The 26,896-nt window shown below is 38.8% G+C and carries 22 protein-coding genes and 1 pseudogene; 13 read left to right on the plus strand and 10 right to left on the minus strand.

Annotation, left to right across the window (positions count from 1 at the left end; translation table 11 throughout):
* The first annotated feature begins 206 nt into the window (after window positions 1–206).
* Complete coding sequence (locus ACG94X_RS01165) at window positions 207–2,606, plus strand: hypothetical protein (RefSeq protein WP_419381905.1); 2,400 nt, start codon at window positions 207–209, stop codon at window positions 2,604–2,606.
* Between the two features lie 104 nt (window positions 2,607–2,710).
* Here the strand turns inward: ACG94X_RS01165 and aroE are convergent, their stop codons facing one another.
* The 5 genes and pseudogenes from aroE to ACG94X_RS01190 form a co-directional block, all read right to left on the minus strand.
* Window positions 2,711–3,499 carry a shikimate dehydrogenase gene (gene aroE / locus ACG94X_RS01170; RefSeq protein ID WP_419381906.1) on the minus strand — a complete coding sequence of 263 codons (789 nt, stop codon included), beginning with the start codon at window positions 3,497–3,499 and terminating at the stop codon, window positions 2,711–2,713.
* 601 nt (window positions 3,500–4,100) lie between these two features.
* A complete protein-coding gene (hemF, locus tag ACG94X_RS01175) occupies window positions 4,101–5,042 on the minus strand; it encodes an oxygen-dependent coproporphyrinogen oxidase (protein WP_419381907.1) in 942 nt (313 codons plus the stop codon).
* A gap of 168 nt (window positions 5,043–5,210) precedes the next feature.
* A pseudogene (locus ACG94X_RS01180) lies at window positions 5,211–5,405 on the minus strand (DUF4844 domain-containing protein); the annotation flags it as partial.
* 121 nt (window positions 5,406–5,526) lie between these two features.
* Window positions 5,527–6,129 carry a GTP cyclohydrolase II gene (ribA, locus tag ACG94X_RS01185; protein WP_419381908.1) on the minus strand — a complete coding sequence of 201 codons (603 nt, stop codon included), beginning with the start codon at window positions 6,127–6,129 and terminating at the stop codon, window positions 5,527–5,529.
* Window positions 6,130–6,280: 151 nt separating this feature from the next.
* A complete protein-coding gene (locus ACG94X_RS01190) occupies window positions 6,281–6,445 on the minus strand; it encodes a hypothetical protein (RefSeq protein ID WP_419381909.1) in 165 nt (54 codons plus the stop codon).
* Between ACG94X_RS01190 and dxs the strand changes: the two genes are divergently transcribed.
* The 9 genes from dxs (at window position 6,446) to ACG94X_RS01235 (ending at window position 16,358) form a co-directional block, all read left to right on the plus strand.
* Entirely contained in the window at window positions 6,446–8,350 is a 1,905-nt protein-coding gene (gene dxs / locus ACG94X_RS01195; RefSeq protein WP_419381910.1) for a 1-deoxy-D-xylulose-5-phosphate synthase, read from the plus strand.
* A 129-nt stretch (window positions 8,351–8,479) separates the two neighbouring features.
* A complete protein-coding gene (locus ACG94X_RS01200; protein ID WP_419381911.1) occupies window positions 8,480–9,310 on the plus strand; it encodes an inositol monophosphatase family protein in 831 nt (276 codons plus the stop codon).
* Between the two features lie 122 nt (window positions 9,311–9,432).
* Window positions 9,433–9,972 (plus strand): shikimate kinase, encoded by a 540-nt coding sequence (locus tag ACG94X_RS01205; RefSeq protein ID WP_419382004.1) that lies wholly within the window; start codon window positions 9,433–9,435, stop codon window positions 9,970–9,972.
* Window positions 9,973–10,750: 778 nt separating this feature from the next.
* Window positions 10,751–12,697, plus strand: coding sequence for a DEAD/DEAH box helicase (locus tag ACG94X_RS01210; protein WP_419381912.1), 1,947 nt, complete (start codon window positions 10,751–10,753; stop codon window positions 12,695–12,697).
* A gap of 416 nt (window positions 12,698–13,113) precedes the next feature.
* Entirely contained in the window at window positions 13,114–13,932 is an 819-nt protein-coding gene (locus tag ACG94X_RS01215; protein ID WP_419381913.1) for an ABC transporter ATP-binding protein, read from the plus strand.
* On the plus strand, window positions 13,929–14,708 hold the full coding sequence (gene mlaE / locus ACG94X_RS01220; protein WP_419381914.1) for a lipid asymmetry maintenance ABC transporter permease subunit MlaE: 780 nt from the start codon (window positions 13,929–13,931) through the stop codon (window positions 14,706–14,708). The genes ACG94X_RS01215 and mlaE overlap by 4 nt, the downstream gene beginning before the upstream one ends.
* Window positions 14,708–15,376 carry an outer membrane lipid asymmetry maintenance protein MlaD gene (mlaD, locus tag ACG94X_RS01225; protein WP_419381915.1) on the plus strand — a complete coding sequence of 223 codons (669 nt, stop codon included), beginning with the start codon at window positions 14,708–14,710 and terminating at the stop codon, window positions 15,374–15,376. Before mlaE ends, mlaD begins: the two co-directional genes overlap by 1 nt.
* A gap of 21 nt (window positions 15,377–15,397) precedes the next feature.
* The gene (locus ACG94X_RS01230; RefSeq protein WP_419381916.1) at window positions 15,398–16,021 is read left to right on the plus strand and encodes an MlaC/ttg2D family ABC transporter substrate-binding protein; all 624 of its coding nucleotides are present in this window, start codon (window positions 15,398–15,400) and stop codon (window positions 16,019–16,021) included.
* A 49-nt stretch (window positions 16,022–16,070) separates the two neighbouring features.
* The gene (locus tag ACG94X_RS01235) at window positions 16,071–16,358 is read left to right on the plus strand and encodes a toluene tolerance protein (protein ID WP_419381917.1); all 288 of its coding nucleotides are present in this window, start codon (window positions 16,071–16,073) and stop codon (window positions 16,356–16,358) included.
* Window positions 16,359–16,508: 150 nt separating this feature from the next.
* Here ACG94X_RS01235 and ACG94X_RS01240 read toward each other — a convergent pair whose 3' ends face one another.
* Window positions 16,509–17,522, minus strand: coding sequence for a CorA family divalent cation transporter (locus ACG94X_RS01240; protein WP_419381918.1), 1,014 nt, complete (start codon window positions 17,520–17,522; stop codon window positions 16,509–16,511).
* Between the two features lie 158 nt (window positions 17,523–17,680).
* On the opposite strand from ACG94X_RS01240, the gene ACG94X_RS01245 reads away from it, so the two are divergent.
* Window positions 17,681–18,298: an LOG family protein gene (locus ACG94X_RS01245; protein ID WP_419381919.1), complete on the plus strand. Its 618-nt coding sequence runs from the start codon at window positions 17,681–17,683 to the stop codon at window positions 18,296–18,298.
* A 105-nt stretch (window positions 18,299–18,403) separates the two neighbouring features.
* Complete coding sequence (locus ACG94X_RS01250) at window positions 18,404–18,796, plus strand: NUDIX hydrolase (protein WP_419381920.1); 393 nt, start codon at window positions 18,404–18,406, stop codon at window positions 18,794–18,796.
* Window positions 18,797–18,982: 186 nt separating this feature from the next.
* Here ACG94X_RS01250 and ACG94X_RS01255 read toward each other — a convergent pair whose 3' ends face one another.
* Window positions 18,983–19,567 carry a ComF family protein gene (locus ACG94X_RS01255; RefSeq protein ID WP_419381921.1) on the minus strand — a complete coding sequence of 195 codons (585 nt, stop codon included), beginning with the start codon at window positions 19,565–19,567 and terminating at the stop codon, window positions 18,983–18,985.
* 167 nt (window positions 19,568–19,734) lie between these two features.
* Window positions 19,735–21,780: an ATP-dependent DNA helicase RecG gene (gene recG, locus ACG94X_RS01260; RefSeq protein ID WP_419381922.1), complete on the minus strand. Its 2,046-nt coding sequence runs from the start codon at window positions 21,778–21,780 to the stop codon at window positions 19,735–19,737.
* A 44-nt stretch (window positions 21,781–21,824) separates the two neighbouring features.
* Between recG and ACG94X_RS01265 the strand changes: the two genes are divergently transcribed.
* Window positions 21,825–22,643, plus strand: a complete 819-nt coding sequence (locus tag ACG94X_RS01265; RefSeq protein ID WP_419381923.1) for an NAD(P)H-binding protein — start codon at window positions 21,825–21,827, stop codon at window positions 22,641–22,643.
* Between the two features lie 154 nt (window positions 22,644–22,797).
* Here the strand turns inward: ACG94X_RS01265 and ACG94X_RS01270 are convergent, their stop codons facing one another.
* Window positions 22,798–23,940 carry a catalase family protein gene (locus ACG94X_RS01270; RefSeq protein WP_419381924.1) on the minus strand — a complete coding sequence of 381 codons (1,143 nt, stop codon included), beginning with the start codon at window positions 23,938–23,940 and terminating at the stop codon, window positions 22,798–22,800.
* Between the two features lie 257 nt (window positions 23,941–24,197).
* Window positions 24,198–26,783 (minus strand): glycerol-3-phosphate 1-O-acyltransferase PlsB, encoded by a 2,586-nt coding sequence (gene plsB, locus ACG94X_RS01275; RefSeq protein ID WP_419381925.1) that lies wholly within the window; start codon window positions 26,781–26,783, stop codon window positions 24,198–24,200.
* Window positions 26,784–26,896 lie beyond the last annotated feature (113 nt).

A 26,896-nucleotide genomic window follows, 5' to 3' on the forward strand; every position in this document is an offset into this window, starting at 1 on the left:
TTTTGGATTTTAAAAAGTAATATGATTATTCAGATTTCAGCTAAAGAATGCATTGATAAGATAGGCTAAAAAAAATGTCAGAAAAGCGAATTTGGTAGAAAAAGTACAGGTAAAATCGGTTGTTTTTTGATACGATGTATAAGTTTTTTTTTATATTATTCGTTTATTATTTTTAGTTATTATAAATATTTAGGTGTGAATCACTCATGCGTTTAAAACAATTAACTTTATGTCTCCTCGGGTTGAGCTTATCAGCTTGTTCATCGCATATACTTAAAAGCAATGCTGCAAATAGCAACTTGGATGCTTCACAACGTGCAATTCAAGGGTTTAATGCGATATATGAATATCCAAGTTTTGACTATCGTGGGCAAGTCAAAGTTCAAATGGATCAAAAGAGTAAAAAGACTCAACAAGGATCGGCTCAACAAAAAGGACTTGACCCAGCGATTGAGAAAAAATTGGATCAATATTTAAAGCAGCAAAATATCCAACTCACAGCACAACAAAAGAAAGATTTATATCAGTCCATTGTGAAAAATGATACCAGTGGTTTGGGTGATTATTTAACGAAAGGTGCTGAAGTTGTTCAAAATATTTTGAATGATGTTCAGATTCGCTACGATGGAACGGTCAATTATCGTCAAAAAATGGCATCGTTTAATTTAGAGACCAAGTATAACAAGCCGAATCTTTCGGTAGAAATGCGTATTCCCACCATTTTAGATTTAAATGAATATCGTTTTTATACACAAATTTTTTCACTGATGCCTTATTTAGCTAATCCACAAGATCAAGATAAATATGCTTATTATGATTTTTCTAAATATAAAAAAGATATTTCTAAAGTAAATGCTCAGGCTTTAATTGAATTCTTAAAGCAATCTGGTGCGACAACGTATGTGTTAGCACCTAAAGATCAAATTGAAAATGTGAGTGTTACTGCTGCCGAAAAACAGGCAGGTGTGGTAGAGAAAATTCGCTTACATACTTCTGCGGAAGAGTTGTTGTTACAAGGCAAGTTATACGCATCAATCAACCGCCAATATTTTATGAATACTGTACTTGGCTTGAATCAGGCGAATATTGCAAAAATACTAGATGATTCTGAAAATAAAGAGCTTGTAGATATTTCTGCAACAGCAGCTCATGGGGCTGATCAAACGGTTGAAGAAGCAGCAGCTTTAGCGGTATCAGATGGTCAAGCTGATAAAGCGATGTATAAGCTTTATTATGCTGTGAATCGAGTTGTTCATGGCGAATCTACTCAAGCTGATGGAGTTGAGGAGGATGTAGAAGACAATGACGCTGAAGGTACGGAAGCTCGAGCTGATGAACGTACTGTTGATGAGCAATCTGCTTCAAAAAATAGTGATTTAGAACAGAGTGAACCAGCAGAAGAAGATTCTGCGCGGGAAGAAAAAATTCTTTCAGAACAGCAGTGTGAAGATTTAGTTCAGAATAAATCTAAAGTCCGTTTTGGTGATGTTGATTATTGTGAATATCATTATGAAATTGATCTTTTAAATACAACAAATCAAGCAAAATCTACTTTAGCTACCGATACCAATCAAACCAACCAAGAGCAAGCAAGCAAAGCGTTGTCTCAAAACTTTGAAGGTTATGCTAAAGAGCAGTTAGTTGATGCAAATCAATTCAAGCAACTTTGGGATCAGCATCATGCTGAAATTACAGCGAGTTTGCCACCAAAAGCTGAGCGAAATACTTTGGTGGTGGATCTAGCTTTAGATGATCAAGGTCGTGCAATAAAAGTAGATTATGATTTAGGAATAGATTTTTCTAAACAAAAACTTAATGTTAAGTTAGATATGGAAATTCTCAATTATGGTAAGGCCAATAAAATTGATCCGCAAATTCTAAAAGAAGCAAAATCTTTTAATGAAATTTTTAAAGGAAGTTTCATGGAAAGAACGATTGGCGGTATTGCTAAAGGTTCTACATCAGAAGAAGATTCTGAGCAGAACTATTTAAGTGTAGATGAGCGTTTAGCGCAATTGGCAGAACAGGTTTTCACCCAATCGGGATCTTATGAAAAAACCTATAAAGCCGTATTTATTAGCAAATTAACGGCGGAAAAACCTGATTTAGTGAAACAATATTCAGCACAGGATTTACAAGAAATTGCGGCTGTATATGCATATTCTTATTCTGACGAAGAAATTTATAATCTGAAAGGTGCTGCTTTAAAACATATTGAAGCGTTGAAGAAAAAGCATCATTTAGAAGATGATCATCAATATGACGATGACTTTGGTAATAGCATTGATGAGATTGTGGTTAAAGTTTGGAAAGATAAGCAAAGTGTTTTAGAAATTCAAAAATTGCAAAAGCAATATAAAACAACAGAAGCTGTTTTTACTCAATATTATACGCAGAAGTTTGAAGCTGAAAATGATATTGAAAAAGGGCAACGTGCTGAGTTTTCTAAGACTGTGAATGTATTGGCGAAATCTTATCGTGCACTTATGAATGGTAAATTTACGGATCAATTGGTTATGAGTTTGAATGAAGACTCTGTTGAATTTATTGATTATGATTTGTTTAAACAGACCTATCAGGCTTTGAGTGATGCTCAATTAAAGTAATTTATAGCATGATGTGAATAATTGATTTTAGTTTTATAAACCCTCGCTCTTGAAAAGGAGCGAGGGTTTATTATTTTTAAGTGAAGCCTAGCGGCAATTTGACCTTATAAAAAATCTTTAAGATTGGGACGGACACTGTTCCAAATATAAAAGGCTTCAATGGCTTGTCCAACCAACATTCCATAACCTTCTGAAATCGGAATTTGACGTGCTCTGGCTTGGTCTAGAAAGCTCGATGGTTTGCCATATGCCATTTCATAAGCATGATTAAATTTTAAATTCTCAGGAAGAATTAATGCATCACCGCTTAAACTTGCAGAAGTTGCATTAATGATAAGATCAAACTGACCCTCTAATTTATCCAATCCACAGGCAGAAAGTTCTGCTTCTGGTACCGCATTTTTTAAATCTGATACCAATTGTTCTGCTCTCGCAAGTGTACGATTGGCAATCACAACTTTCTTTGCACCTGCTTTGACCAAAGGATAGATCACACCACGTGTTGCGCCGCCTGCACCAATAATTAAAATTTGGCTGTTTGTAAGATCCCAATCTAAGGCTCGAATTGCATCGACTAAACCTTGACCATCGGTATTATCACCATGTAATACACCATTTTTCATCCAAAGCGTATTGACTGCTTTGGCAATTTTGGCACGCTCAGTCAGTTGTTGGCACAATGCAAAAGCTTGCTCTTTAAAAGGAACGGTGACATTCATCCCGATGCCATTTTGCGAAAAAAACTCATTTACATTGTTTTCAAAACCATCCAATGGCGCAAGACGCTTTTTATATTCAAGATCAATCCCCGTTTTCTCTGCAAAACGATGATGTAGCTCAGGTGAGCGAGAGTGCTCAATGGGATTGCCAATGACTGCGAATTGTTTACTCATGTCAAATGTCCATGTTGGCTTGGAATGATTTTTTAGAATGGCAATAATATACGTCAAAATAGGCAGGACAACAAAAATATCAGGCAAAATTTAGTTTTAAAGGAACTTATTATTCTTGAATTTTTTGGGAAATTTTTAATGTTTTTTCTTTAAAATAAATTTAAGGATTACAAACAGATGTTAGAAAATCAAGGAAAATCATGGCAAAAATAACGATAAAACCCATGGCGAATAAAATGCTAGAGGTAATTGAAATACTATCGAATACATGGTTTTGTGACAAAATGGTGATTAAAACTGAACATGCCAATAAAAAAAGCAAGCTTAAAGAGAGCATAATCTTATGATTTTCTAACATATTTTTCATATTTCACACCTTGAAGACTATAACTTTGAAACGAGAGTAGGAGATTAAAAATGTAAGGGTTTTTAAGCTAATCTTAAGTTATTTGTGAGGATGAAGCATAACGCTAAACGCAATTGAAAATATGTATTAATGTGAATTATTCTCACTAAATTGTGAGTAAATTTTTCAATAATTGTCTATATCATAAAAAACCTAACTTTATGATGAAGTTAGGTTCTGATTTAAATTTATATTTTATCGACGTTCTTTGAGCCAATCTCTAGGTTTGAGGTAATGATCAACCAAACGTTTTTCAGGGCTATTTTCATCCCATTCAGGTCGATATAACCACGCTGCAAGCGGTGGCATACTCACTAAAATAGACTCAATACGACCACCTGTTTGCAAGCCAAACAACGTTCCACGGTCATAAACCAAATTGTATTCTACGTAACGCCCACGACGGTAGAGCTGGAAGTCACGTTGAACTTCTGTATATGGTTTATCTTGGTTTTTTTTGAAAATAGGAAGTATTGCTTCTAAATAACCATTGCCGACCGCTTGGATATATTCAAAACACGTTTCAAAATCCCATTGGTTTAAATCATCAAAGAATAAGCCACCTACGCCGCGCTGTTCATCACGGTGTTTTAAATAGAAATAGTCATCGCACCATTGTTTGTGTTCTGCATAAACATTTTCACCAAATGGCGCACTTAAATCACTGGCTTTTTGGTGCCATGCTAAAACATCTTCATCATTAGGATAGAATGGTGTGAGGTCAAAACCACCGCCAAACCACCAAATAGGATCTTGTCCTTCAGGTTCTGCTACGAATAAACGTACATTGGCGTGCGAGGTTGGCACATTGGGATTATTCGGGTGAATGACCAATGAAACACCCATTGCTTGGGCTTTTGTACCTGCTATTTGTGGGTGGCGTTCAGTTGCAGTTGCTGGCAGTTTGGAGATATTGATGTGAGAAAACATCACACCGCCTTTTTCAATCACGGTACCATTTTGTAATACACGTGAGCGACCACCGCCACCTTCAGGGCGTTGCCAGTCATCAATTTCAAAATGTGCCGTACCACCGCCGATTTGTTCCTGCTGTTCTAATCCAGCGCAGATACGTGCTTGTAAGTCGAGGAGAAACTCACGGACACGTTGAATATCAACTGAAGTTGGATTCTGCATGATGACCCTCTATGGAAGATTAAAGTATTTAGAAAACTTGAATAAATATATCAAAACATAAAACCATAAAAAAAGTAAGGTTTTAATTTATTTCTTTTTCACTTCTAAGTGCGTACATATAAAATGATTGGAATTCGTATTGATTTCATTGATATTATTGGTTTTGATCTAATTGTTATGCTCAATAATATCATTTATTTCTTTGCCATACATCCATGTATTTAAAATACCTTCAAAACTTTCTAATTCATTAATATATAGGCATTTTTCATAGCTAATCACAACTTGCTCTCTATCTTCAGTATCCAATTGATCGGGATCAATTTGGTAGATACCATCAGAAAGTATTTTGAGTGATTTTTGTGTGATTAGACTAGCTGCATCTTGATTGAATACAAGTGCCGAATAACTGGAGATAAATCAAATAAGATAGAAATTCATTTTATTTGCTTTATCTCCAGTTATCGAACGGAATTATTTTGATTTAAAAGTCATCTTTTTTGTACATATGCGACATACGATCATGTTTAGTCTTTAAATAATCTTCATTGAATTTATTTAAACCGACCGTCAACGGTACACGATCAATGATATCGACACCTAATTCAGTTAAGGCTTTTATTTTTAAAGGATTATTGGTGATGAGCTTCACGCGTTTGACCTGTAAGTGATCGAGAATGATCGTACACATATCATAGGTACGTGCATCAGCAGGGAGATTTAATAACAAATTAGCATCAACTGTGTCATGTCCTTGATCTTGCAAAGCATAAGCACGAATTTTATTGGTCAAACCAATACCACGACCTTCTTGGCGCAAATATAAAATGACGCCTTGACCTGCATCATTGATCATTTTCATGGTGTCATGTAACTGTGGGCCACAATCACACTTCAATGAGCCAAAAGCATCACCCGTTAAGCATTCTGAATGAATACGAACCAATACGGGTTCTGTGGGAGTATTTTCCAGACCTTTAGAAAGGGCAACATGCTCTTCACCTGTTTGGGGATCCTGAAATACAGAAATTTTAAATTCACCATAAGCTGTTGGTAAATTAGACGTGGCAACAAACTCAATCGACACAGAATCTCCCATGACTTGTTTAGAAATTGACTAAAGTATAGCGTAATGCTCAGACATTGCTAGAATAGTAAAACAAGTATTTATACATAACTGAGATATATAATTTTCTTTTTTGTATAAACCACACGATAATAGTTGATATATAGATAGATTATTCAGGATAATTGACGCTACGAACACGCTTGCGAAATTGGATCACTTCCAATGACGCATCATTTAAATGTGGCTGATCGAATGTGATATGATGCAATTTCACGATCATGCTAACCCGTGTACCTAGCTTCGATTCGCCAGGCTTTAGAAGGCTTTGCCACATATGTTGTATACCGAAATACCTAGTCAACGTCCTGTTACGCCATTGTTGGATCGTATTGATCACCCTCAACAATTACGTCAGTTTGAGCAAAGCGAATTGGTACAGGTCGCAGACGAATTGCGTCAATTTATTTTGTATGCTGCTGGACAAAGTGGCGGGCATTTTGGTGCAAACTTAGGCGTTATCGAATTATCGGTCGCTTTACATTATTGTTTTAACACGCCAAATGATCGTTTGGTGTGGGATGTTGGTCATCAAGCTTATCCACATAAAGCCTTAACGGGTCGCCGTGAGCAACTCACCACAATTCGTGCAAAAAATGGTTTAGCTGCTTTCCCTGCACGCGAAGAATCTGAATTTGATACTTTCGGTGTGGGTCATTCATCTACTGCAATATCGGCAGGTTTAGGTATGGCTTTAGCCAGTCGTTACCAAAATTCAGCCCGTGATGTTGTTGCGATTGTAGGTGATGGTGCAATGACAGCAGGCATGGCTTTTGAAGCGATGAATGATGCTGTTGCACATAATGCAGATATGATGGTGGTGTTAAATGACAACGATATGTCAATCTCACAGAGTACTGGTGGTTTTGCAAAGCATTTAGCGTCTATTTGGGAGCAAGGGCAGTTCGTTAATATTGATGAACTTGGTCAAGCTTTTGTACAAGATTATCCAGAATGGAACTATACATCCCGTTTACATGAGTCTGCAACAGATGCAGCAGATAACTTGTTTAAAGCCATTGGTTTTGACTATTTTGGACCATTTGATGGTCATGATGTTGATCAATTGGTACAAGTCTTCAATGCATTGAAAAAACGTAAAGGCCCACGCTTAATTCACATTTATACTGTGAAAGGTAAGGGTTTTGCACCTGCCGAAGTGGATCAAATAAAATATCACGCGATTAATAAATTAAATGCAGTAGCTGCAAAACATACAGCACCAAAATATGCAGATGTTTTTGGTCAATGGTTATGTGATGAAGCAGCACAAGATGAGAAATTAATCGCCATCACACCTGCAATGTGTGAAGGTTCTGGAATGGTACAGTTTGCCAAACAATTTCCAGAACGCTACTTTGATGTTGCTATTGCAGAACAACATGCAGTGACATTAGCAGCAGGTATGGCATGTGAAGGATTAAAACCTGTTGTTGCGATTTACTCAACATTCTTGCAACGTGGTTATGATCAGCTTATTCATGATGTAGCATTGCAAAATCTAGATGTCACTTTTGGTATAGACCGTGCAGGCTTGGTCGGTGAAGATGGTCCTACGCATGCAGGTGCGTACGATTATGCCTTTATGCGTACAGTTCCAAATATGGTAATTATGGCTCCAAAAGACGAAAATGAATGTCGTCAGATGTTGCATACAGCTTACCTTTATAATGGTCCTGCCGCTGTACGTTACCCACGTGGTAACGGATTAGGCGTTGAAATCCAACAACAGCTCACTGTACTTGAAATGGGTAAAGCTGAATTGTTAATGGAATTGAATGCCGAACATGAAGAAGGCATTAGCATTCTGGCATTTGGTAGTCGTGTGCAGGTTGCAGTTGAAGCTGCTAAAAACCTTGCAACACAACTGGATATTGCGGTGCGTGTGATTAATATGCGTTTTGTAAAACCATTGGATGAACAGATTCTTCGCAATCTTGCAGATAAAACCAGTTTATTTGTGACTGTAGAAGAACATGCAGTCATGGCAGGTGCGGGAAGTGCGGTAAATGAGTTTATGGCTCAAGCGCAGATTATCAAACCCATACTGAATCTTGGGTTACCCGATGAATTTCTTCCACAAGCTTCACATGCGGAAATGTTGCAAGATTGTGGTTTAGATGCCAAAGGCGTTCAAAATTCGATTGAAAAAGCATGGTTAAAACTTGTTCAGCATGTTTAAGTTTCTGTTTATTCTAAGTTTCTAAAGTTTTAAAAACTAATTCCCCTAAAAGCCCCAATATTTGCTAAAATGTTGGGGCTTTTATGCATTATTCTTTATCAGATTCTTCAAATTTGTAGTGGGTGTTCAATGGAACCTATGGTGGTTATGGCTGCGCGTGCGGCTCAATTAGTTGGTCAAGAAATTTTAAAAGCGCATCAAAATCGTCATAAGCTCGATCTACAAGTCGAAGAAAAAGGTATCGATGGTCCTGTGACTCGAGTAGATCGCTACATCGAACAGTTGACGATTGATACACTTCGTAAAAGTTATAAAAATCACAGCTTCCTTGGTGAAGAGTTTGGTTTACAAGAAGGTAAGGGTCACGATGCCGATTGGTGTTGGATCATTGATCCGCTTGATGGTACTTTAAACTTCATTAACGGTTTTCCTCATTTCTGCGTATCTATTGCTGTACAGCATAAAGGCATCACTCAACACGGTGTGATTTATGATCCAGTAAAAGACGAATTGTTCTCTGCAAGTCGTGGTCGTGGCGCAATGCTGAACCAGCGTCGTATTCGTGTAAACATCAAAGACAGCCTTGAAAATACACTCATGGGTGTAGGTCATGCTTACCGTGTAAAACGTAATGGTGAGATTGTTTCTTATGCGAAAAACCATTTTGAATCATTATTAAATGTAACTGAAGCTGGTGCACAATATCGTCGTGCAGGTTCTGCTGCATTAGACTTGGCTTATGTTGCGGCTGGTCGTTTAGATGGTTATTTTGAACTCGGTTTAAAACCTTGGGATATCGCAGCAGGCGAGCTTATTGTGAAAGAAGCGGGTGGTACAGTCGTTGATGCTCGTGGTGGTTCAGATTCTATGGAAAATGGCCAAGTGATTGCGTGTTCTATGAAAATGTTAAAACCGTTGATGCAAGCTGTTGTTCCTGCTTGGGGTGAAGCTGCGAAGTAATCACTTTTAATGTGAAATAACTTTGTGGATCTAGTTTTAAAAAGCCTTCATCTTTATGAGGGCTTTTTTATGCAATATTGAAAATAACAAGACACATTACAAGTCAGGAAAAATAAACATTGGTGATTCACTTTATTGGTTTAGGTGGAGCAGGGAAAACCACGACAGCAAAATTACTTGCTCTGAAAATGAATATTCCTTATTTCGATTTGGATGAATATTTTATCGAAAATAAAGGGAGTATCGCTCAATTTATTGATCAACACGGCTATGATGATTATGCAAAGCGTAATTTAGAACTGTATTTCCAGATTAAAAATCTTATTTCAGATAATGCAAAAGCAATTATTGTTTGTTCATCTGGCTTTATGAGTTATCCAGAAAATATTGTGCATGAATATTTAGAATTGAAGCAATATATTGAAAATGATCAGTTCACGTTTTTATTGATGCCTTCTTTTGACGTGGAAGAATGTGTGGAAATTATTGTGAAGCGGCAAATGGCGAGAACGTATTTAAATGCAGTTGCTGAAAAAGAAGAAGTAAAAATAAGGAAAAGATTCGAATTGTATAAAAAACTAAAGTGTAAGCAGATTATTACAGGGACTTTACCAGTTAATGTCGTAGATGAAATTCAAGTAAGGCTATTAAAGCTAATCTAGTCGAGGAATTAAGTTATGAATTTATGGTGTAGGTTAGAAGTATTGTGTCGTTTTAAATCGCTCTGTTGCGAAAGTAACATTTAAGTAATATTTGATTCGTGTTGAAGTTTTTCTCTCTTTTGAATCTCCTTAAGGAGCCTAATTAGTAAATAAAAATTAGGAAAGGAAATTGATATCTAAAAAGTAATTTTTTTAGAACGATAATGATCTTATTTAGAAAGTGAAAGTGATTTTATTTGTTTTCAAAATACCCTTGGATGTTAGCTGTAACAGGTGCATCAGAAGTTGTAAATATAATGCAAGAACATGCTTGGCTAAGTATTGAAGAGCTTCTTGCTGAGCAGAAAAACATAGAATGAGTAGAATGATTAAGAACGATGCTTAAATAATTTTTATTTAATTTAAGATTAAAAATAGCCAGTTACACATAAAAAGTAGATTTATTTGAATGATTAAAGGAAAAAACAATAAAACTTCGTGACATTATTTAAAATCCTGTTATAATTCGCCCACGCACTAAATTTCGTTCATTACCTGAACATTTCTCTTCTATATTGTGTAGCGCGTCCGGTCCCAAGAGAGGACAATATTTCGCGCCCCACCCAATCGCTTAAGCGATTCCTTCAGGTTGCGGCTGTTATCAAATGTGCGTTATACGCATCGTCGTTCTCGGATCTCCGCTGATTCTATTTTTCAGCGATTATTGCTGTGCCGCTTTTTGCCGATGTCCATCAGACTATATATTTAATGGAGCACCCACATTAGGGTGAATCTCTCTATGAGCAAAACTTTTGCTGATTTTTCTTTAGACGAGTCGCTACTTAAAGCACTTGAATCTCTTGGCTTTACTACGCCTACAACTGTGCAAGAACAATCTATTCCAGCGGCTATGGAAGGTAAAGACCTTCTTGTATCAAGCCAAACTGGTTCTGGTAAAACTGCTGCATTTTTACTTCCGACATTAAATGCTTTAGCTAGTGAAGACACGCTAAACTCATTTAAAGATCGTATGAAAGCGGTAACTCAACCTAATATTTTGGTTATTTCACCAACTCGTGAACTTGCACAACAAGTATGTCAAGATGCAATCGCACTTGTACGTCACATGAAAGGTGTTCGTGTTGCTGCAATCATGGGTGGTATGCCTTTTGGTAAACAAATCCAACAATTAAAAGGTGCACAAGTTGTCGTTGCGACTCCAGGTCGTTTACTTGATCTTGTAAACCGTCGTCAAATCAAACTTGATTTGGTTGATGCTTTAATCGTCGATGAAGCTGACCGTATGCTTGATCTAGGTTTCTCTGAAGACTTAGAAGCGATCAGCGATTTAGCATTAAATCGTAAACAAACATTGATGTTCTCTGCAACATTTGCACCACGTATTATTAATCTTGCTGAACGCATGATGAATGATCCACAACGTATTGCAATTGAAACAGGTCATTCTACAAATACTGACATTACGCAAACTTTACATTGGACTGATGGTTTTGAGCATAAGAAAAAATTGCTTACTCATTGGTTAAGTGCTGAAGATGTGGATCAAGCTGTAGTATTTGCTTCAACTCAAGAAGATACAGATATGCTTGCTGAAGAGCTTGCAGAAGCTGGCCTTTCAGTTGTAGCGCTTCATGGTGCTATGCCACAGACTGTTCGTAACCGTCGTTTACGCAGCATCCGTGAAGGTCGTGCAAAAATCCTTGTTGCTACAGACGTAGCTGCTCGTGGTCTTGACGTACCAACAATTTCTCACGTGATCAACTTTGGTCTTCCTATGAAGAACGAAGATTATGTACACCGTATTGGTCGTACTGGTCGTGCGGGTCGTACTGGTAAAGCAATTACACTAGCGACTTACCGTGAACGCGGCAAGATTCGTGCATTAGAAGAATATTTAGAAGCGCGTTTGAACGTTTCTGAAATTGAAGGCCTTGAGCCATCTCCACCTCCTGCACGCGGTAGTCGTGATGGCGGCGGTCGTGGTCGTGATGGCGGTCGTGGCGGTTTCGGCGGTGGTCGTGATGGCGGTCGTGGCGGTTTCGGCGGTGGTCGTGATGGCGGCGCACGTCGTAGCTATGATGACAAACCTCGTGGTGACCGTCCTGCTTATGCAGGCGGCGAAGATCGTCCACGTCGTAGTTTTGATGACAAACCTCGTGGTGAGCGTCCAGCTTATGCTGGCGGTGATGATCGTCCTAAGCGTGATTTCGGTGATCGTCCAGCTCCACGTCGTGAAGGCGGTTTTGGTGATCGTCCACAACGTTCATTTGATGACCGTCCTAAACGTGATTTCGGTGATCGTCCAGCGCCACGTCGTGAAGGCGGTTCTGATCGTCCACAACGTTCGTTTGATGACCGTCCTAAACGTGATTTCGGTGATCGTCCAGCGCCACGTCGTGAAGGTGGTTTCGGTGATCGTCCACAACGTAGCTTTGGTGACAAACCGCGTTCTGCAGATGATAACCGTGGCAACCGTGTAGATTACAAGCCAAGTGGTGATCGTCCACAACGTTCGTTTGATGACCGTCCTAAGCGTGATTTTGGTGATCGTCCAGCGCCACGTCGTGAAGGTGGTTTCGGTGATCGTCCACAACGTTCTTTTGGTGGTGATGATCGTCCTAAGCGCACTTTCGGTGGTGAAGACCGTCCTAAACGCGAATTTAATTCAGATCGTCCACGCCGTGAAGGTGGTGAAGATCGTCCGCGTCGTAAATTTAACGATTAATTAATTAACGTTAAATAAAAAAACCAGTCTTCGGACTGGTTTTTTTATTGCAAGTTTAAAAAATTTTGTTAGAATGAAAGTGTGCTCTATTTCAAAGTTTTATTAAAATTGGATAATTATGAATTATAAAAATGTAAATTTACCTCAGGGGAATCTAATGCTCGGAGTGAATATGTCGTATATCTTTTCATTGTTGCTAATTTCTAATATTGGATATCTAATTTATGGTCTGATTTTTGGCTAGATGCACCTATTGTTTGAATGGTAGAAATTTAAAATAAAATTATAAAAAATTTAAAAATAGATTGTGAGTTGTCTCAATCTTTTTTCATCTATTCCATTATCTTTTAATTACATAAATATAAGTATTTCAGAGTATAGTATCTGTGCTGATAAATGCAGGAAAATGTTCGGCTATGAATAAACAAAGTCATTCCGAAGCTGAAGCTTTAATCGAAGTCAAAAATCTGAGTTTTAACCGAGGCGAACGCGTTATCTATGATAATGTAAATTTGCAGATTCGTCGTGGGCAAATTACTGCAATCATGGGTCCATCAGGGACAGGGAAAACAACGTTACTCCGATTGATTGGTGGTCAGCTTAGTCCAGACTCAGGTCAGGTACTATTGGAAGGGAAAAATATTGCATCTATGTCTCGCAGTGATTTATTCGCTGCTCGGGCACGTATGGGCATGTTATTTCAAAGTGGTGCATTGTTCACAGACATGACAGTCTATGAAAATGTGGCATTTCCAATTCGAGCGCATACTAAACTGCCAGAAAACCTGATTGCAGAATTGGTCGCACTTAAGTTGGAGTCAGTAGGCTTGCGAGGTGCAGAGCAGTTAATGCCTGCGGAATTGTCTGGTGGTATGAACCGACGTGTGTCATTGGCACGCGCAATCGCACTTGATCCAGATCTGATTATGTATGACGAGCCTTTTGCAGGGCAAGATCCTATTGTTATGGGGGTTTTGACTCGCTTGATCCGTTCTTTACGTGAGGCATTGGATCTAACCACAATTATTGTTTCTCATGATGTAGATGAAACTTTATCAATTGCAGATTACATCTACGTGGTTGCCGAAGGTAAAGTACAAGGTGAAGGTACACCTGAGCAGTTAAAGCAACACTCTTCTCCATTTGTACAGCAATTTTTAACAGGCTCTATAGAAGGACCTGTCGATTATCAATTTAGTCATCAAGCCTATTTAAGTAATGAGGTTGGTTCATGAATGCAATTGCCTTATTAGGTAGACGCGTTCTAGAACGTGTTCAAGGTATCGGTGTGGCAATGGTGATGTTGCTGCGTATTCTTTTTTCGATGCCGACTGCTTTGGGTTTTAAATTATTTATTTATCAAATGTATCGAGTGGGCGTATTGTCTCTCTTGATTATCGTTGTGTCGGGTCTATTTATTGGCGCTGTTCTTGGCTTGCAGATGTATAGCATTTTGGTCACTTTTGGAAGTGAGGCAATGTTAGGTGCAGCTGTAGCGCTGACGTTACTCCGTGAGTTAGCCCCTGTTGTTGCTGCGCTACTTTTTGCTGGACGTGCAGGCTCTGCTTTGACCGCTGAAATTGGCTTAATGAAAGCCACTGAACAGTTGTCTAGCATGGAAATGATTGGTGTGGATCCGTTAAAACGAGTGATTTCACCACGCTTATGGGCTGGTATTGTGAGTTTACCAATGCTGTCTGTGATTTTTGCTGCGGTGGGTATTATGGGTGGCAAAATGGTGGGTGTTGATTTTCTAGGGGCGGATGAAGGCTCTTATTGGAGTGGTATTCTCAGCAGCACTCAATTTATGAAAGATGTATTTAATGGCACCATCATTAAAAGTTTAGTATTTGCGTTAATTTGTACTTGGATTGCGGTGTATCAAGGCTATGCCTGTGAGCCAACGTCTGAGGGTATTGCAACATCTACGACGCGTACTGTTGTGTATTCATCGTTATGTGTTTTAGGTTTTGATTTCGTGTTGACTGCGGTCATGTTCGGAGGTGTTTAATGAAATCACGTACAAGTGAGTTAACCGTAGGTGTTTTTGTCGTCATCTTCGGTATTGCTTTATTCTTTTTAGCAATGAAAGTGAGCGGTTTAGTCGGCACAAATTTAAAAGACAGTTATGAAATGACTGCGACATTTGACAATGTGAATGGTTTAAAACCACGTGCGAAAGTGACAATGAGTGGAGTTAAAATTGGTCAGGTTGAAACAATTACTCTTGATCCAGTTACACGCCAAGCAACTGTTAAATTTGCATTAGATGGTTCTTTAACAACATTTAATACAGAACAGTTAAAGAAAGTGAAAGAAAATGCGTTAGGCGATTTGCATTACAGTGCAGATTACCAAGCGGCGACACCTAATAAACAAAAAGAAATGGAAAAGCAACTATTAGGTAACATGAACTCCATCACCAATATTGATGAAGATGCTTACATAATGGTCGCTACAAATGGTTTGTTAGGTGAGAAATATCTCAAAGTTGTTCCAGGTGGTGGCATTGCTTATGTCAAACGTGGTGGAAGTATTGCCAATACGCAAGGAACAATGGATTTAGAAGATTTAATTACTAAATTTGTCACTGGCGGTGCAGGTAAATCATCAAGTAACGCAGAAGAGTCTAAAGAGACCCCTGCATCGACTGATGCTCAAAGCTCATTCGTCCAATAAGCATTAGAGGAGTTATTAAAAATGCACATTTTATTAAAACAAACTTTTACTGCAGGTATTTTGGCAGCGATGGTTGTAACTGCGGCACAGGCTGCACCTGCAGAAGCACCTCCTGCATTTGTTAAACGTGTTGCTGATGGTTTAATCACACGTTTAAAAACAGATAATGCTAAATTGCAAAATAATCCTGCTGCTATTAAAGCGATTGTTCGCCAAAATCTTGATCCATATGTAGATGGGCAAGCATTTACTCGCATCGTGATGGGTACTTATGCAAATACGAGTACACCTGCACAACGTGCTCAATTTGAGCAAAATTTCCGTAATACTTTAATTGAAAATTATGGAAGTGCATTTGCTAAGTATTCAACTCAAACTTATACTTTGCGTCCATATAAAGATACGGGAAGCAAAAATCCTGTAGTGACGATCGACTTTAATAACAAAGGCGATAAAATTCCAGTTTCTTTCCAGTTAGCTGATGCAGGTTCACAGTGGAAAATTCGTAACATCAATGTTTCTGGGATCGATTTAGGTTTGCAATTCCGTAATCAGTTCGCTGCCAATGTAAAACGTAATGGTGGTAATGTTGATAAAGCAATTGCGACATTCCAACCCGATGCTGATGCTGCGGTGAAGAAGTAATTAGATCAACAGAATAAATTAAATTGTAAATAGGATAGGTGAGCTTTCAGTGATTGAATTGAAAAATCAGGAATTGCATGTTATTGGTAAAATTACTTATGAAAATGCTGAAAACTATTATTTAAATGGTTTGAGAGTCATTCAAAATGAGCAGAATTTTCCAATGATAGTCAACTTATCTCAGCTTGAGCATGGTAGTACATTAGCTTTGTCTGTATTTGTACAATGGTTGCGCCAAACACCAAGTACGCAAGGATTACAGTTTAAAGCAGTTCCTGTCAAAATGATGAAGATCATTCAAGCCTGTCATTTACAAGATGATTTAAAAATAATTTAAGTTATTGATGTAAAAAAAGCACCGGAAGGTGCTTTTTTTTTTGCAGTGAGAAGATAAACTCTGTTTGGCACTCTTTTTAAAGAAAGCGAATATCGAGTGGAATTGTCTAAATAGTTGAGCTTAACTTTGAAACAGTGCTTTATAGCTTCCTTAAATCCATTTCTTCCACCTAAAGTAAATCAATGGTCCGATAAGGAAGAAGAGCAATATGGTCATCACCATATAAAAGCTGGTTGAACCGTGTGCAAAAGGTAAGACCTCTGTGTTCATACCATAAATACTGGCAATCAGCATTGGAGGTGCAAGCATACTTGGTAGAATGGAGAATCGACGAATCGTGTCATTCTGTTCGGTGTTAATGAACCCCGATGTGGTATCCAGTAAGAAGCGTACTTTTTGGAATAAGAAAGCATCATGTTCTACGAGAGAGCGTACATCCTCACTCAGTTCTCGGATATCTGCATCATAAATATGACTGCCTAATGCACGTGGCCGCGATAGGAAGGTCAAAACACGACGTAAATCGATTAGACACAATTGAGCTTTTCCAAGGACATCTTCCTTTTGTGCTAAACGGGTAATCATGTCATCTAGGTCTAGAATCATTTCACGATGACGCACATTTAATACTTCGGTTGAGTATACTTCTAAGTCCTTGTGGATATCTTCTAAGATATCCGCAAGCTCATCGAGTTTCGCTTCGAGTAAGCCCAAAAGAATCCAAGTGGGATCTTTGTACTCGATATCATAGTCATTACGACGAGCACGTGCACGAAAGGCACGAAAAGCAACTAATTTTTCGCCACGTAAAGTAAACAAACGATCTTTATGTAGGATGAAGGCAACAGTTTGTACTGTTGCAAGCATGTTGGATGAGTCCTCGGGATCTTCATCAACTTGATAATTTTTATTTTTTGTTAAAAAATAGGTACTGATGTGTAAAACGCCATCATCATCACGGTAAAATCGTGCAGATGAGGAGATGTCTTCTAAAGACTTGAGCGTAGGTAGGTTTTGCTCGTAGGCATCCAATACCCATTCTTGTTCTTCTTGAGAGGGTGCGATTAAATCAATCCACACCAATTCAGGGTGTAGATCAAAACCACCATTAATCGTAGCATCTTCAAGGCTACCGCGCTCTGTGGCGTAAAAGGCTTCAAGCATAGTGTCTTTTCTCCCTTGCGCCGTATTGTGTTAAATCGATGGGTGTATTTTAGACAAGGATTCAACGAAAAACACGGGTTGCTTCACTTATTTTTTAAAAAGTCTCTCGTATAGTTTAGTTGTACGGCATGACAATATCACAACAGGGTTTAATATATATGAATTCTATAGCAATTTTTTGTGGTTCTTCTTATGGAGTAGATTCTAGTTTTACAGAAATAGCACGATTGACAGGTCAAACTATTGCCAAGCAGGGCAAAGTACTGGTCTATGGTGGTGGTCGTTCTGGCTTGATGGGCGTTGTCGCAGATAGTGCGTTGGAAGCCGGTGGGCAAGTTATTGGTGTTATTCCACAGGGTTTGGTCGATCGTGAATTGGCGCATCCAGATTTAACAGAACTGTATATTGTCAAAAATATGCATGAACGTAAAACCAAAATGTCCGAACTTTCTAGTGGTTTTATTGCATTGCCCGGTGGTGCAGGAACGATTGAGGAAATTTTTGAACAATGGACGTGGGCGCAGCTCGGTATCCATTTAAAACCATGTGCATTTTTGAATGTTGATGGTTTTTATGATGATTTGTTGAAATTTATCCAATTGACGACGGATAAAGGTTTTTCTAAGGCTCGTTTTACAGACCAATTGATTCATTCTGATTCTATAGACGATATTCTTAAGCAATTTGAGCGTTATCGGGCACCTGAACCGAAATGGGGTGTGCAGGATCGTGAAGAATTGGTGAGGTTAGATCAAGCTGATAAAAACTTTGGTTAATTGATAGATATCATTAATCAGCCAATTTAATTAAAGCACAATATATTGATTTAATTTTGGATTAATACCACAATATATTGTGTTTTTATTTTTAATGTAACGATAATGAATGTGATTACAGTGGCTGCCGCAGTGATTTTAAATACGCAGAATCAGCTTTTATTGGTACGTAAAAAGAATACTCAGTTTTTTATGCAGGTCGGTGGCAAACTTGAGCTGAATGAAGCACCTGAACAGACCATGATTCGTGAAATTTCTGAAGAAATAAGTGTCAAAGCTGAGATTCAGCAGTTTATTGGGCGTTTCGAAACGCTTGCTGCCAATGAAGCTAATCATCAATTGGTCAGTTATGTATATCAGGTAAGTTTGGATCAGCCGCCTGAAATTGATGCAGAAATTGCAGAAATGAAGTGGATTGACTTAGATGATGATCAGACTTTACTTGCACCATTAACCAAAGAAATTGTGATTCCATGGTGTAAGGAAAATATCGTCTAATTTTAGCCATTTTATTACTGTTAAAAGGTATTCGGTAAAATCAACATAGGCTCAAGTTTATGGCTTAGTTTTATTATTTTTGCATAGGTATATTTTAGTTTTTTAAAGATAGTTGAATTTAAATATAAATTCTGAAAACCTCTCGATTAGGCTATCTCAAAGAGTGAGGACTTCAATTTTTAAACCTCACTCCACGCCTGCAATACACGCTGTATAAATCTGCTGACAGCCTAAAAGTTCTAGAGCTTGGGTCAGCGCATGAATGGAACTTCCTGTTGTCACCACATCATCAATCAGCAATATTTTTCGATATTTTCTGCGCTCAGTTTTAATAATCTGAAATTGATTGTCGATATTTTCCAATCGTTCTGTTCGAGTTAAGCCTTTTTGTGAATGCTGTGCTTCACGAATTACAGGCTGCCATACTGGAATATTCAATTCCTCTGCCATAATTTTGGCGATGATCAGCATTTGGTTATAGCCACGCCCAATCAGGCGTTCTGTGGAAATAGGCATAGGTACAATCGCTTGAACTTTGGGAAGCCTTAAACTGAGTAAGCTATACGCCAATAGGTTTTGGTATTGCAGTTGTTGTTCGTATTTGTAGGTTTGAATGATACGGTCTATGGGAAAGCTATAGCGGTGCGCGCAGAGGATTTGCAGTTCGTGTCGGGTGATGTGTTGTTTGAACCACGGTAGATGGTTCCAACAGTCAGTGCAAAGAGAATGATATTGTTGCTTATCGGTTCCACAGAGTAGACAATTTGACATGCTTTGTACGCTTTTTTGTAGAATTCGGCTGATGAGTTGGAACATATTTTTATTCTTTTTTTAATTTTAAATATCAATTTTAAAGTAAATTCAGTTATTAAAAAATGATTTTTGCACAGTGAAATTAATAAAGAAAGTCGCCCCTCTAAAAGGGATGAGGACTTTCTTTAAACATATGCATACCTTGGTGCTTCAGGAAGCCATCGTTTTAATAGCGCTTCTGCATTTTCAGGGTAATCCTTTAAAACCTGTCCCGCGACAAAATGTGCTTGATTTAGTAAGTGATCATCTCGTTCGAGTTTTGCAACCCGAAACCCCATATCTCCTGTTTGTTTTGTACCAAGTAATTCACCTGGTCCACGTATTTCTAAATCTTTTTCGGCAATCAGAAAGCCGTCATTAGTTTCCCGCATGATACGCAAACGTTCCTGCCCATTTTGGGACAGTGGATGCTTATACAGCAGGGCGCAGAAACTCGCTGTTGCCCCACGTCCGACACGACCACGAAGCTGATGCAGTTGTGAAAGCCCAAGACGTTCAGCATTTTCAATGACCATAATAGAGGCATTGGGAACATCCACGCCGACTTCAATCACTGTGGTCGCAATTAAAAGTTGTATTTCATTGTCTTTAAATTGTTGCATGACCGTCTGTTTTTCATCAGCCTTCATTTTGCCATGTACCAGACCAATATTCAGCTGTGGGAAGCGTTCTTTAATTTCCGCATAAGTGGCTTCGGCAGCTTGGGCATCTAAAGTTTCAGACTGTTCAACGAGCGTACAAACCCAATAAGCTTGTTTACCATCTGTGCAATTGGTGGCAATACGATTCACGACTTCTTCACGACGATCTAATGGAATAGTCACAGTCTGAATCGGTGTACGTCCGGGTGGAAGTTCATCAATCACAGAAGTATCTAAGTCGCCATAGGCAGACATTGCCAAGGTACGAGGAATCGGTGTCGCAGTCATCACCAATTGATGTGGCGTAGTATTATTCACGCCTTTATTGCGTAAAGCCAAACGCTGATCGACCCCAAAACGGTGCTGTTCATCAATAATCACCAAACCGAGTTTGGCAAATTCAACATTGTCCTGAAATAAAGCATGCGTCCCAATAATCACATTGGCTGTACCATCTTTCAGGGTTTGTTCAGCTGCGGTGCGTGCCTTGCCTTTTTGCTTACCCGAAAGCCACGAGACATTTAAACCGAGTGGCTCAAACCATTTTTTAAAATTCAGATAATGTTGTTCCGCTAGAATTTCAGTCGGTGCCATGAGTGCAACTTGCCAACCTTCTTCCAGCGCATGACAGGCTGCAACCCCTGCGACTAGTGTTTTACCTGCACCGACATCACCCTGAACCAGACGTAACATTGGTTTGTTTTGCTTTAAATCTTTGGCAATTTCATTCGATACACGTTTCTGTGCATTGGTCATTTCAAAAGGCATACTCGCCAATAGTTGCTTGGCAAAGGTTTTGCTGTTGGAAAATGATGGCGCTGCAATCTGCTGTATATAAGCACGACGAGTTAATAAACTGACCTGATGCGCCACCAGTTCTTCAAAAATCAGCCGTTGTTGCGCAGGGTGTGAACCTTGCGAAAGTTGCAGCATATTGGCGTTTACAGGCGGATGATGGATGTATTCCAAAGCTTGTTTGAGCACATAACCATTGGTAAATTTTTCTGCTAAAAGTTCAGGTAGATCATCGGCATGTTGAATCAAAGCCTGTTTGACGTATTCACGTAGTTTGGGTTGGGTTAAGCCTTCGGTCGCAGGGTAGATCGCTGTAAGTTCAGTCTGTGGTAGTGGTGTATGTTCTGTAATGAGCTGTATTTCAGGATGATAGAGCTCAAGACCTCTCGCACCGACTCGCACTTCACCAAATATTCTTAAGCGATTACCTGCTTTAGCACGATCCATCAACGCTTTGTAAATATGATAAAAGCGTAAGGTGACTTTGCCGAAATCATCCTGTAAAAGTATCGCCATCGACTTGCGTTTACCTGGCGGCATGTCTATGGATATGACCACGCCTTCCATTAAGTAGCTACGCCCAACCTGTAATTGGTTCATTGCAATGATCGTGCTACGATCTTCATAGTCACGGGGCAGATGAAATAGCAGGTCATCTGTGGTAAAAATATTCAGTTTTTCAAGTAAGGCAGCGGCAGCATTGCCAACCCCTTGCAATTGACGGACGGCAGCCATGTCCCCTCAACTTTGGTTAATTCAATTGAACGATAAGGTGTGTGATGCATATTCTATTTATTGGTTATGGTAAAACATCACGACGAGTTGCTGAACAATTATTTCAGCAAGATCACCAAATTACCACAGTCAGTCGCTCTCTGAAAGATGCTGATTTCACTCAACAGTTGATTCAAGATGTGCATCAGCTCGATTTGTCGCAAATTCAGCCTGTAGATGCGGTATATGTCTTATTGTCGCCCTCGCAAAATACCGCGTTAAGTTCGGTCGAGGCGTATAAACAGACTTATGTGGATTCGGTTCAGCCGATTGTGCATGCTTTAAAAAATCATCCTGTGCAACGGATTATTGTGGTGTCTTCTACCCGTGTTTATGGTGAGAATGAAGGCGAATGTATTACTGATGATTCTGTAATTATACCAAGTGATGAGCAGGGCAGTTTATTGTTGCAGATGGAGCAGTTGTGGAAAAAAGCTTTTGTTCATGAATGCGTAATTGTGCGCCCTACAGGAATTTATGGTACTTCGATCGCACGTATGGTTAAGCTTGCGGAAACGACAAAAACTTATCCAAATATTCATTGGTCAAATCGGATTCATATAGATGATTTGGCCAGTTTTCTGGTGTATTTGCTTCACGTGGAACGTGCTGAAAAATCTTATATTTGTAGTAATAGCCAACCTACAGCTTTACATGAAACGTTACAGTGGTTTCAGCGTGAGTTGGATTTGCCTGAATTGGTTTTGCAAGGTCAGAATGAAACTGGGAAAAGGATTGCTGCGGAGAGGATGGTGAAGAGTGGGTATAAATTAAAGCACGCAAGTTGTTTGGTAGATTATAGGATGTTATTAGAAGTGCATTAATGGATGAATGCTATCTAGCATAAGAGTTTTTGTGATTGATTTTATTCAATATTTTAAAATTAGATAAAACATGAGTAATCCATAAAAAAGTCAGTTTAAATAAGCTGGCTTTTTTATATCTTCCTGCAATTTTATAACCTTTATATAAATTGATTTATGAGCGTGGCTCTATTCTTTGAGTAGAATTCATCTCATGTCTCACACGGCTAATACGTTCATAAATTACTTTTCGCATTCTATTTATTGCTCCCAGTGGTTTATGTTCAGGTAGTGTATGCCATGGGGTAAAAGAAAGATTTTCACAAAACTTATTTTGCTCAGGCGTATCAAAAATTTGCTGAGGAATACGAATAGTTGCTACTTTGTAAAAAGGTGCTAGGCTTTCTTTCCATTCAGTCATAGAGTCTTCGACTGACAAGCTATTTGATGTTCGAGGTTGTATTAAAAACTCCATGCAAGCATCATTTTTTTGTAGACTATTTTTGAGTGCCTCTCTTAAAAAATCATGATTAGGTGCGGATGGAATAGCTTCTTTAGATACGGAACATGCTTGTATAGAATACTTTACAGCTTCACGATTCTGACCTATCCCCAACTGGTATGGCACCATAGACCAATACCTTGTATGCAAAGGATTTGAAATTTGATTTCTAGAATTGAATGCAATCCAAGTGCCTTTTGTACCTAATGCAAAGGGAAGATGAAGTTGCTTAAAAAAACGCTCGCTATTTATATCCTGCATTAATGACAAATAACGAGCAGGATTATTCACAAAAAAGACAGGGTGGTTAATCATAATAAAATCTTGAGCAGATGCTTCATTAGCTAAAAGCTTTGTTCCTGGTACTCCTAAAATTTTTATTGCGATACCTCGAGCATCTTTTTTTATGTCTGCTTGAGTCGCATCGCGAGATCCAGTAGAAAAGCGAATCCATGCTTGATATGTTTTTCCGGGAAGAAAAACACCTTGAGCTAGATTTTTAGGTAATTTTTCATTGATTTTGAATTCTGCATGTACACAACCATGCGCTTTGGGGTGTGCATCTCGCAGTGCAATACCTGTTGCATATTGCTTTCGAATGGATGTTTCAATGATGTCTGCAATTTCTACAGCTGTAGTTGCTTCATTTGGATAAAGATGTTCACTTAAACCTTCATCTATCGTTGGGTAAGTAACATCATTTGTAGAGCTAAGTGCGATAGGTAAAGTATTCGCATCTACAGTAGAGCAGATGCTGATCATTACCATAGACAGTAAGAGTTGATTTAAGCATATAGGCTTTATAAATTTTATCATTGATATCTCCTTGCTTAGAGCAAGTATCATGTCTAATTTATTCGTCTGGTAGAGGTCAGATTCATTTAATACATCAATTATTATAAAATTGAATAGTCACCGATTTTATAAATATTTTTGAGTTAAATATAGCTTCAAATATAGCTTATTTAATATCATGATGGGATGTGAGACAGATTTTTATTTTCAGATGGATATCGATTCTATTTTAAATAAAGTCCTCCTCTCCAGTCGGGAGAGGAGGGGTACATACGGACTTACTTCTTCTTCCGTTTCAAGCGTTTTTTCGCTTGCTGTGCAGCCAAAGCATCTAAAGCTGCTTTTAACTCATCATCGGTAAATGACGTGATGTGCTGTAACATCTGTAAAGTCACATCATCCAATACTAAATTGGCGTACTGTGCGACATTACGGAACTGATCATCAAACACAATTGCATGGTCTTCATTGGTGCCGATATAACCTTGTTGCGTTAAGACCTTCATGAAGCTTTGGAATAATGCTTTATCAAAGAATTCAGGTGAATTGAACTCATACAATACAGATAAACGCTGACCTACCAAGTGGCTTAATTCTTCTACCTGACGGGTAGAAATATTGCCTGAACCACGCTGCGTAATGAGTGCTAGAGTCATGTAATAACGTTCAAGACTTTGTTTCACAGGCGCAGCAAGTACCACAATTTGATTATGATCTTCAGAATTTGGCGCAGGACTATGAATATCACCTTGATCATCTACAGTAATCAGGTTTGCTTCAGCCAATACTTTGACATATGCACAGACCTGATCTTTGACTTCATCATCCTTCCATTTTAAGAACAACTCAGCTTTTAAGAATGGATAAAGCGTGCGAATGACATTAATTAAATCGGCATGTTTAATCGTACCATTATGTTCAACTAAAGCTGCAATAAGCGATGGTAAAACAAAGGCATGTAGAATGTTGTTGCGGAAGTAGGTCAGTAAAATTGCTTGGTTATCTTCAATCGCAATAATATCGCCTAAAACATGCTGTACACGTTTAATCAGTTTCAGTTTTAAACCATAAGCAATGATTTCTTTACCTGAAAGTGGGGTCACTTGTGTACGACTGTCATATGGTAGGGCAGCCAATAAATTACGATAAGTATCAAGTTGTTTGATACAGATTTCTTCATCGAGCGTGTGTTTCGGTGTTGCCAATAAAATAAGTGAAAGTAACGAAACAGGGTTTATCACCACGGCACGGTTAATATTTTCTAAAATTGTATTAGCAGAACTGCTGACCGCATCGGACACTTCTTGCGGAATAGGATCATCATTGTGTGCAATTTTAATTTGGTCTGCGCCGTGTTCTTTGAGCACGTCATCTAAAAATACAGGTTCGCCAAAATTAACATGAACTTTACCGAAAATACGTTCAATTTTTTTCAGAGTCTGCAGAATCCCCCAAATGGATTCAGATTCTTTCGCTTTACCGTTCATTTCACCGACATAGGTTGCGCCTTCCATTAAGCGCTCATAACCCACGTAAGTTGGAATGAATACAATCGGTTTGGCACGACCACGCAAATGACTATGAATGGTCATTGCAAGCATGCCTGTTTTCGGTGGAAGCAAACGTCCTGTACGTGAACGACCACCTTCAATGAAGTATTCCAAAGGTGTATTGCGAGACAGAATGCTGAATAAATATTCTTTAAATACAGAGGTGTAAAGTGCATTTCCACGGAATGAACGGCGAATAAAGAAAGCACCCCCACCACGCAGTAATTGCCCCACGAAAGGCATATTGAGGTTATCGCCTGCTGCAATATACGGCACCATCAAGCCACGTTTATAAATCACATAGGACAGTAATAAATAATCGATGTGACTGCGGTGACATGGGGTGTAAATCACTTCGTAATCTTTGACCAGTTCACGCACGGTGCTAAAGTTATGTACTTCTACGCCATCATAAAGCTGTGTCCAAAGACGGGTCAGTGCCATATCTGCAAAACGTACCGCAGATGCAGAATAGTCCGAGGCAATTTCATTGACAAAGCCAATCGCTTTACGTTCTGAATCAATCATGCTGATTTTAGAACGGATACTTTCTTTGCGAATAGCATCCTGTACATCTGGCGATTTAATCAGCGATTGCATGACATTGCGACGGTCTGATAAATCTGGCCCCAGAATGACTTCACGCTGACGATCCAAATAACCATTTAACTGGTTAATAATATAGGTCGCAGGGGAAATATTTGGATGATAAATTTTGGAATAATCCACCAGTGTTTTTAACGATTGTGCTTCGTGGAATTCCAAATAAGACTGACGACCATGTACGCCAATATTCATCAGTTGTTTCACTCTACTTGGGGTCGCCCAAGTGTCTGTAAATAATAACTTAAATAATGAATCTTCTTTGTCTGGAGAGCGTCCCCACAATACAGTTACAGGAATGAGTTCGATGTCCGTATCTGGATGTTTTTCTATAAACTCGATGAGACGTAATAAACGTGGCGGGAAAGAATGTGTTGGCGTATGGAAGGCATTATTCTCATCCCGATGTTGTAAAAACAACACTGCTGCCTTTTCTTTATGATCGGTGAGCAATAATGGATCAAGTGCCGCAGGTAGATTTAAACGACGTGTTTCACCATCAACCACCAGTGCATTACTACGTGAATAGTTCTGCAAAACATAACAGACGATTTTATTCTGTGATTGTTGATTGGTCTGAGCATCGGAGAGTTGAGTTTCAGATGGTTGAGATTCCTTTGGAACCTCGCCAAGAACATGCGGGGTAACAACGAGGTCAAGCAGCTTACTAGAAAGCCGACGATACATTTGACCAAAACCACTCTTGGACATAAAAACTCCTGACAGGTGATGAGAACCACGTTATACAGATGGTGCGATATTCTCTATATTTTACGCATAAAACGATAGGTCATTTTCAGCCAAATTGCATGCAAAGTGGCATG

Origin of the sequence: Acinetobacter psychrotolerans (assembly GCF_048552595.1) — a bacterium.
GTDB lineage: Bacteria > Pseudomonadota > Gammaproteobacteria > Pseudomonadales > Moraxellaceae > Acinetobacter.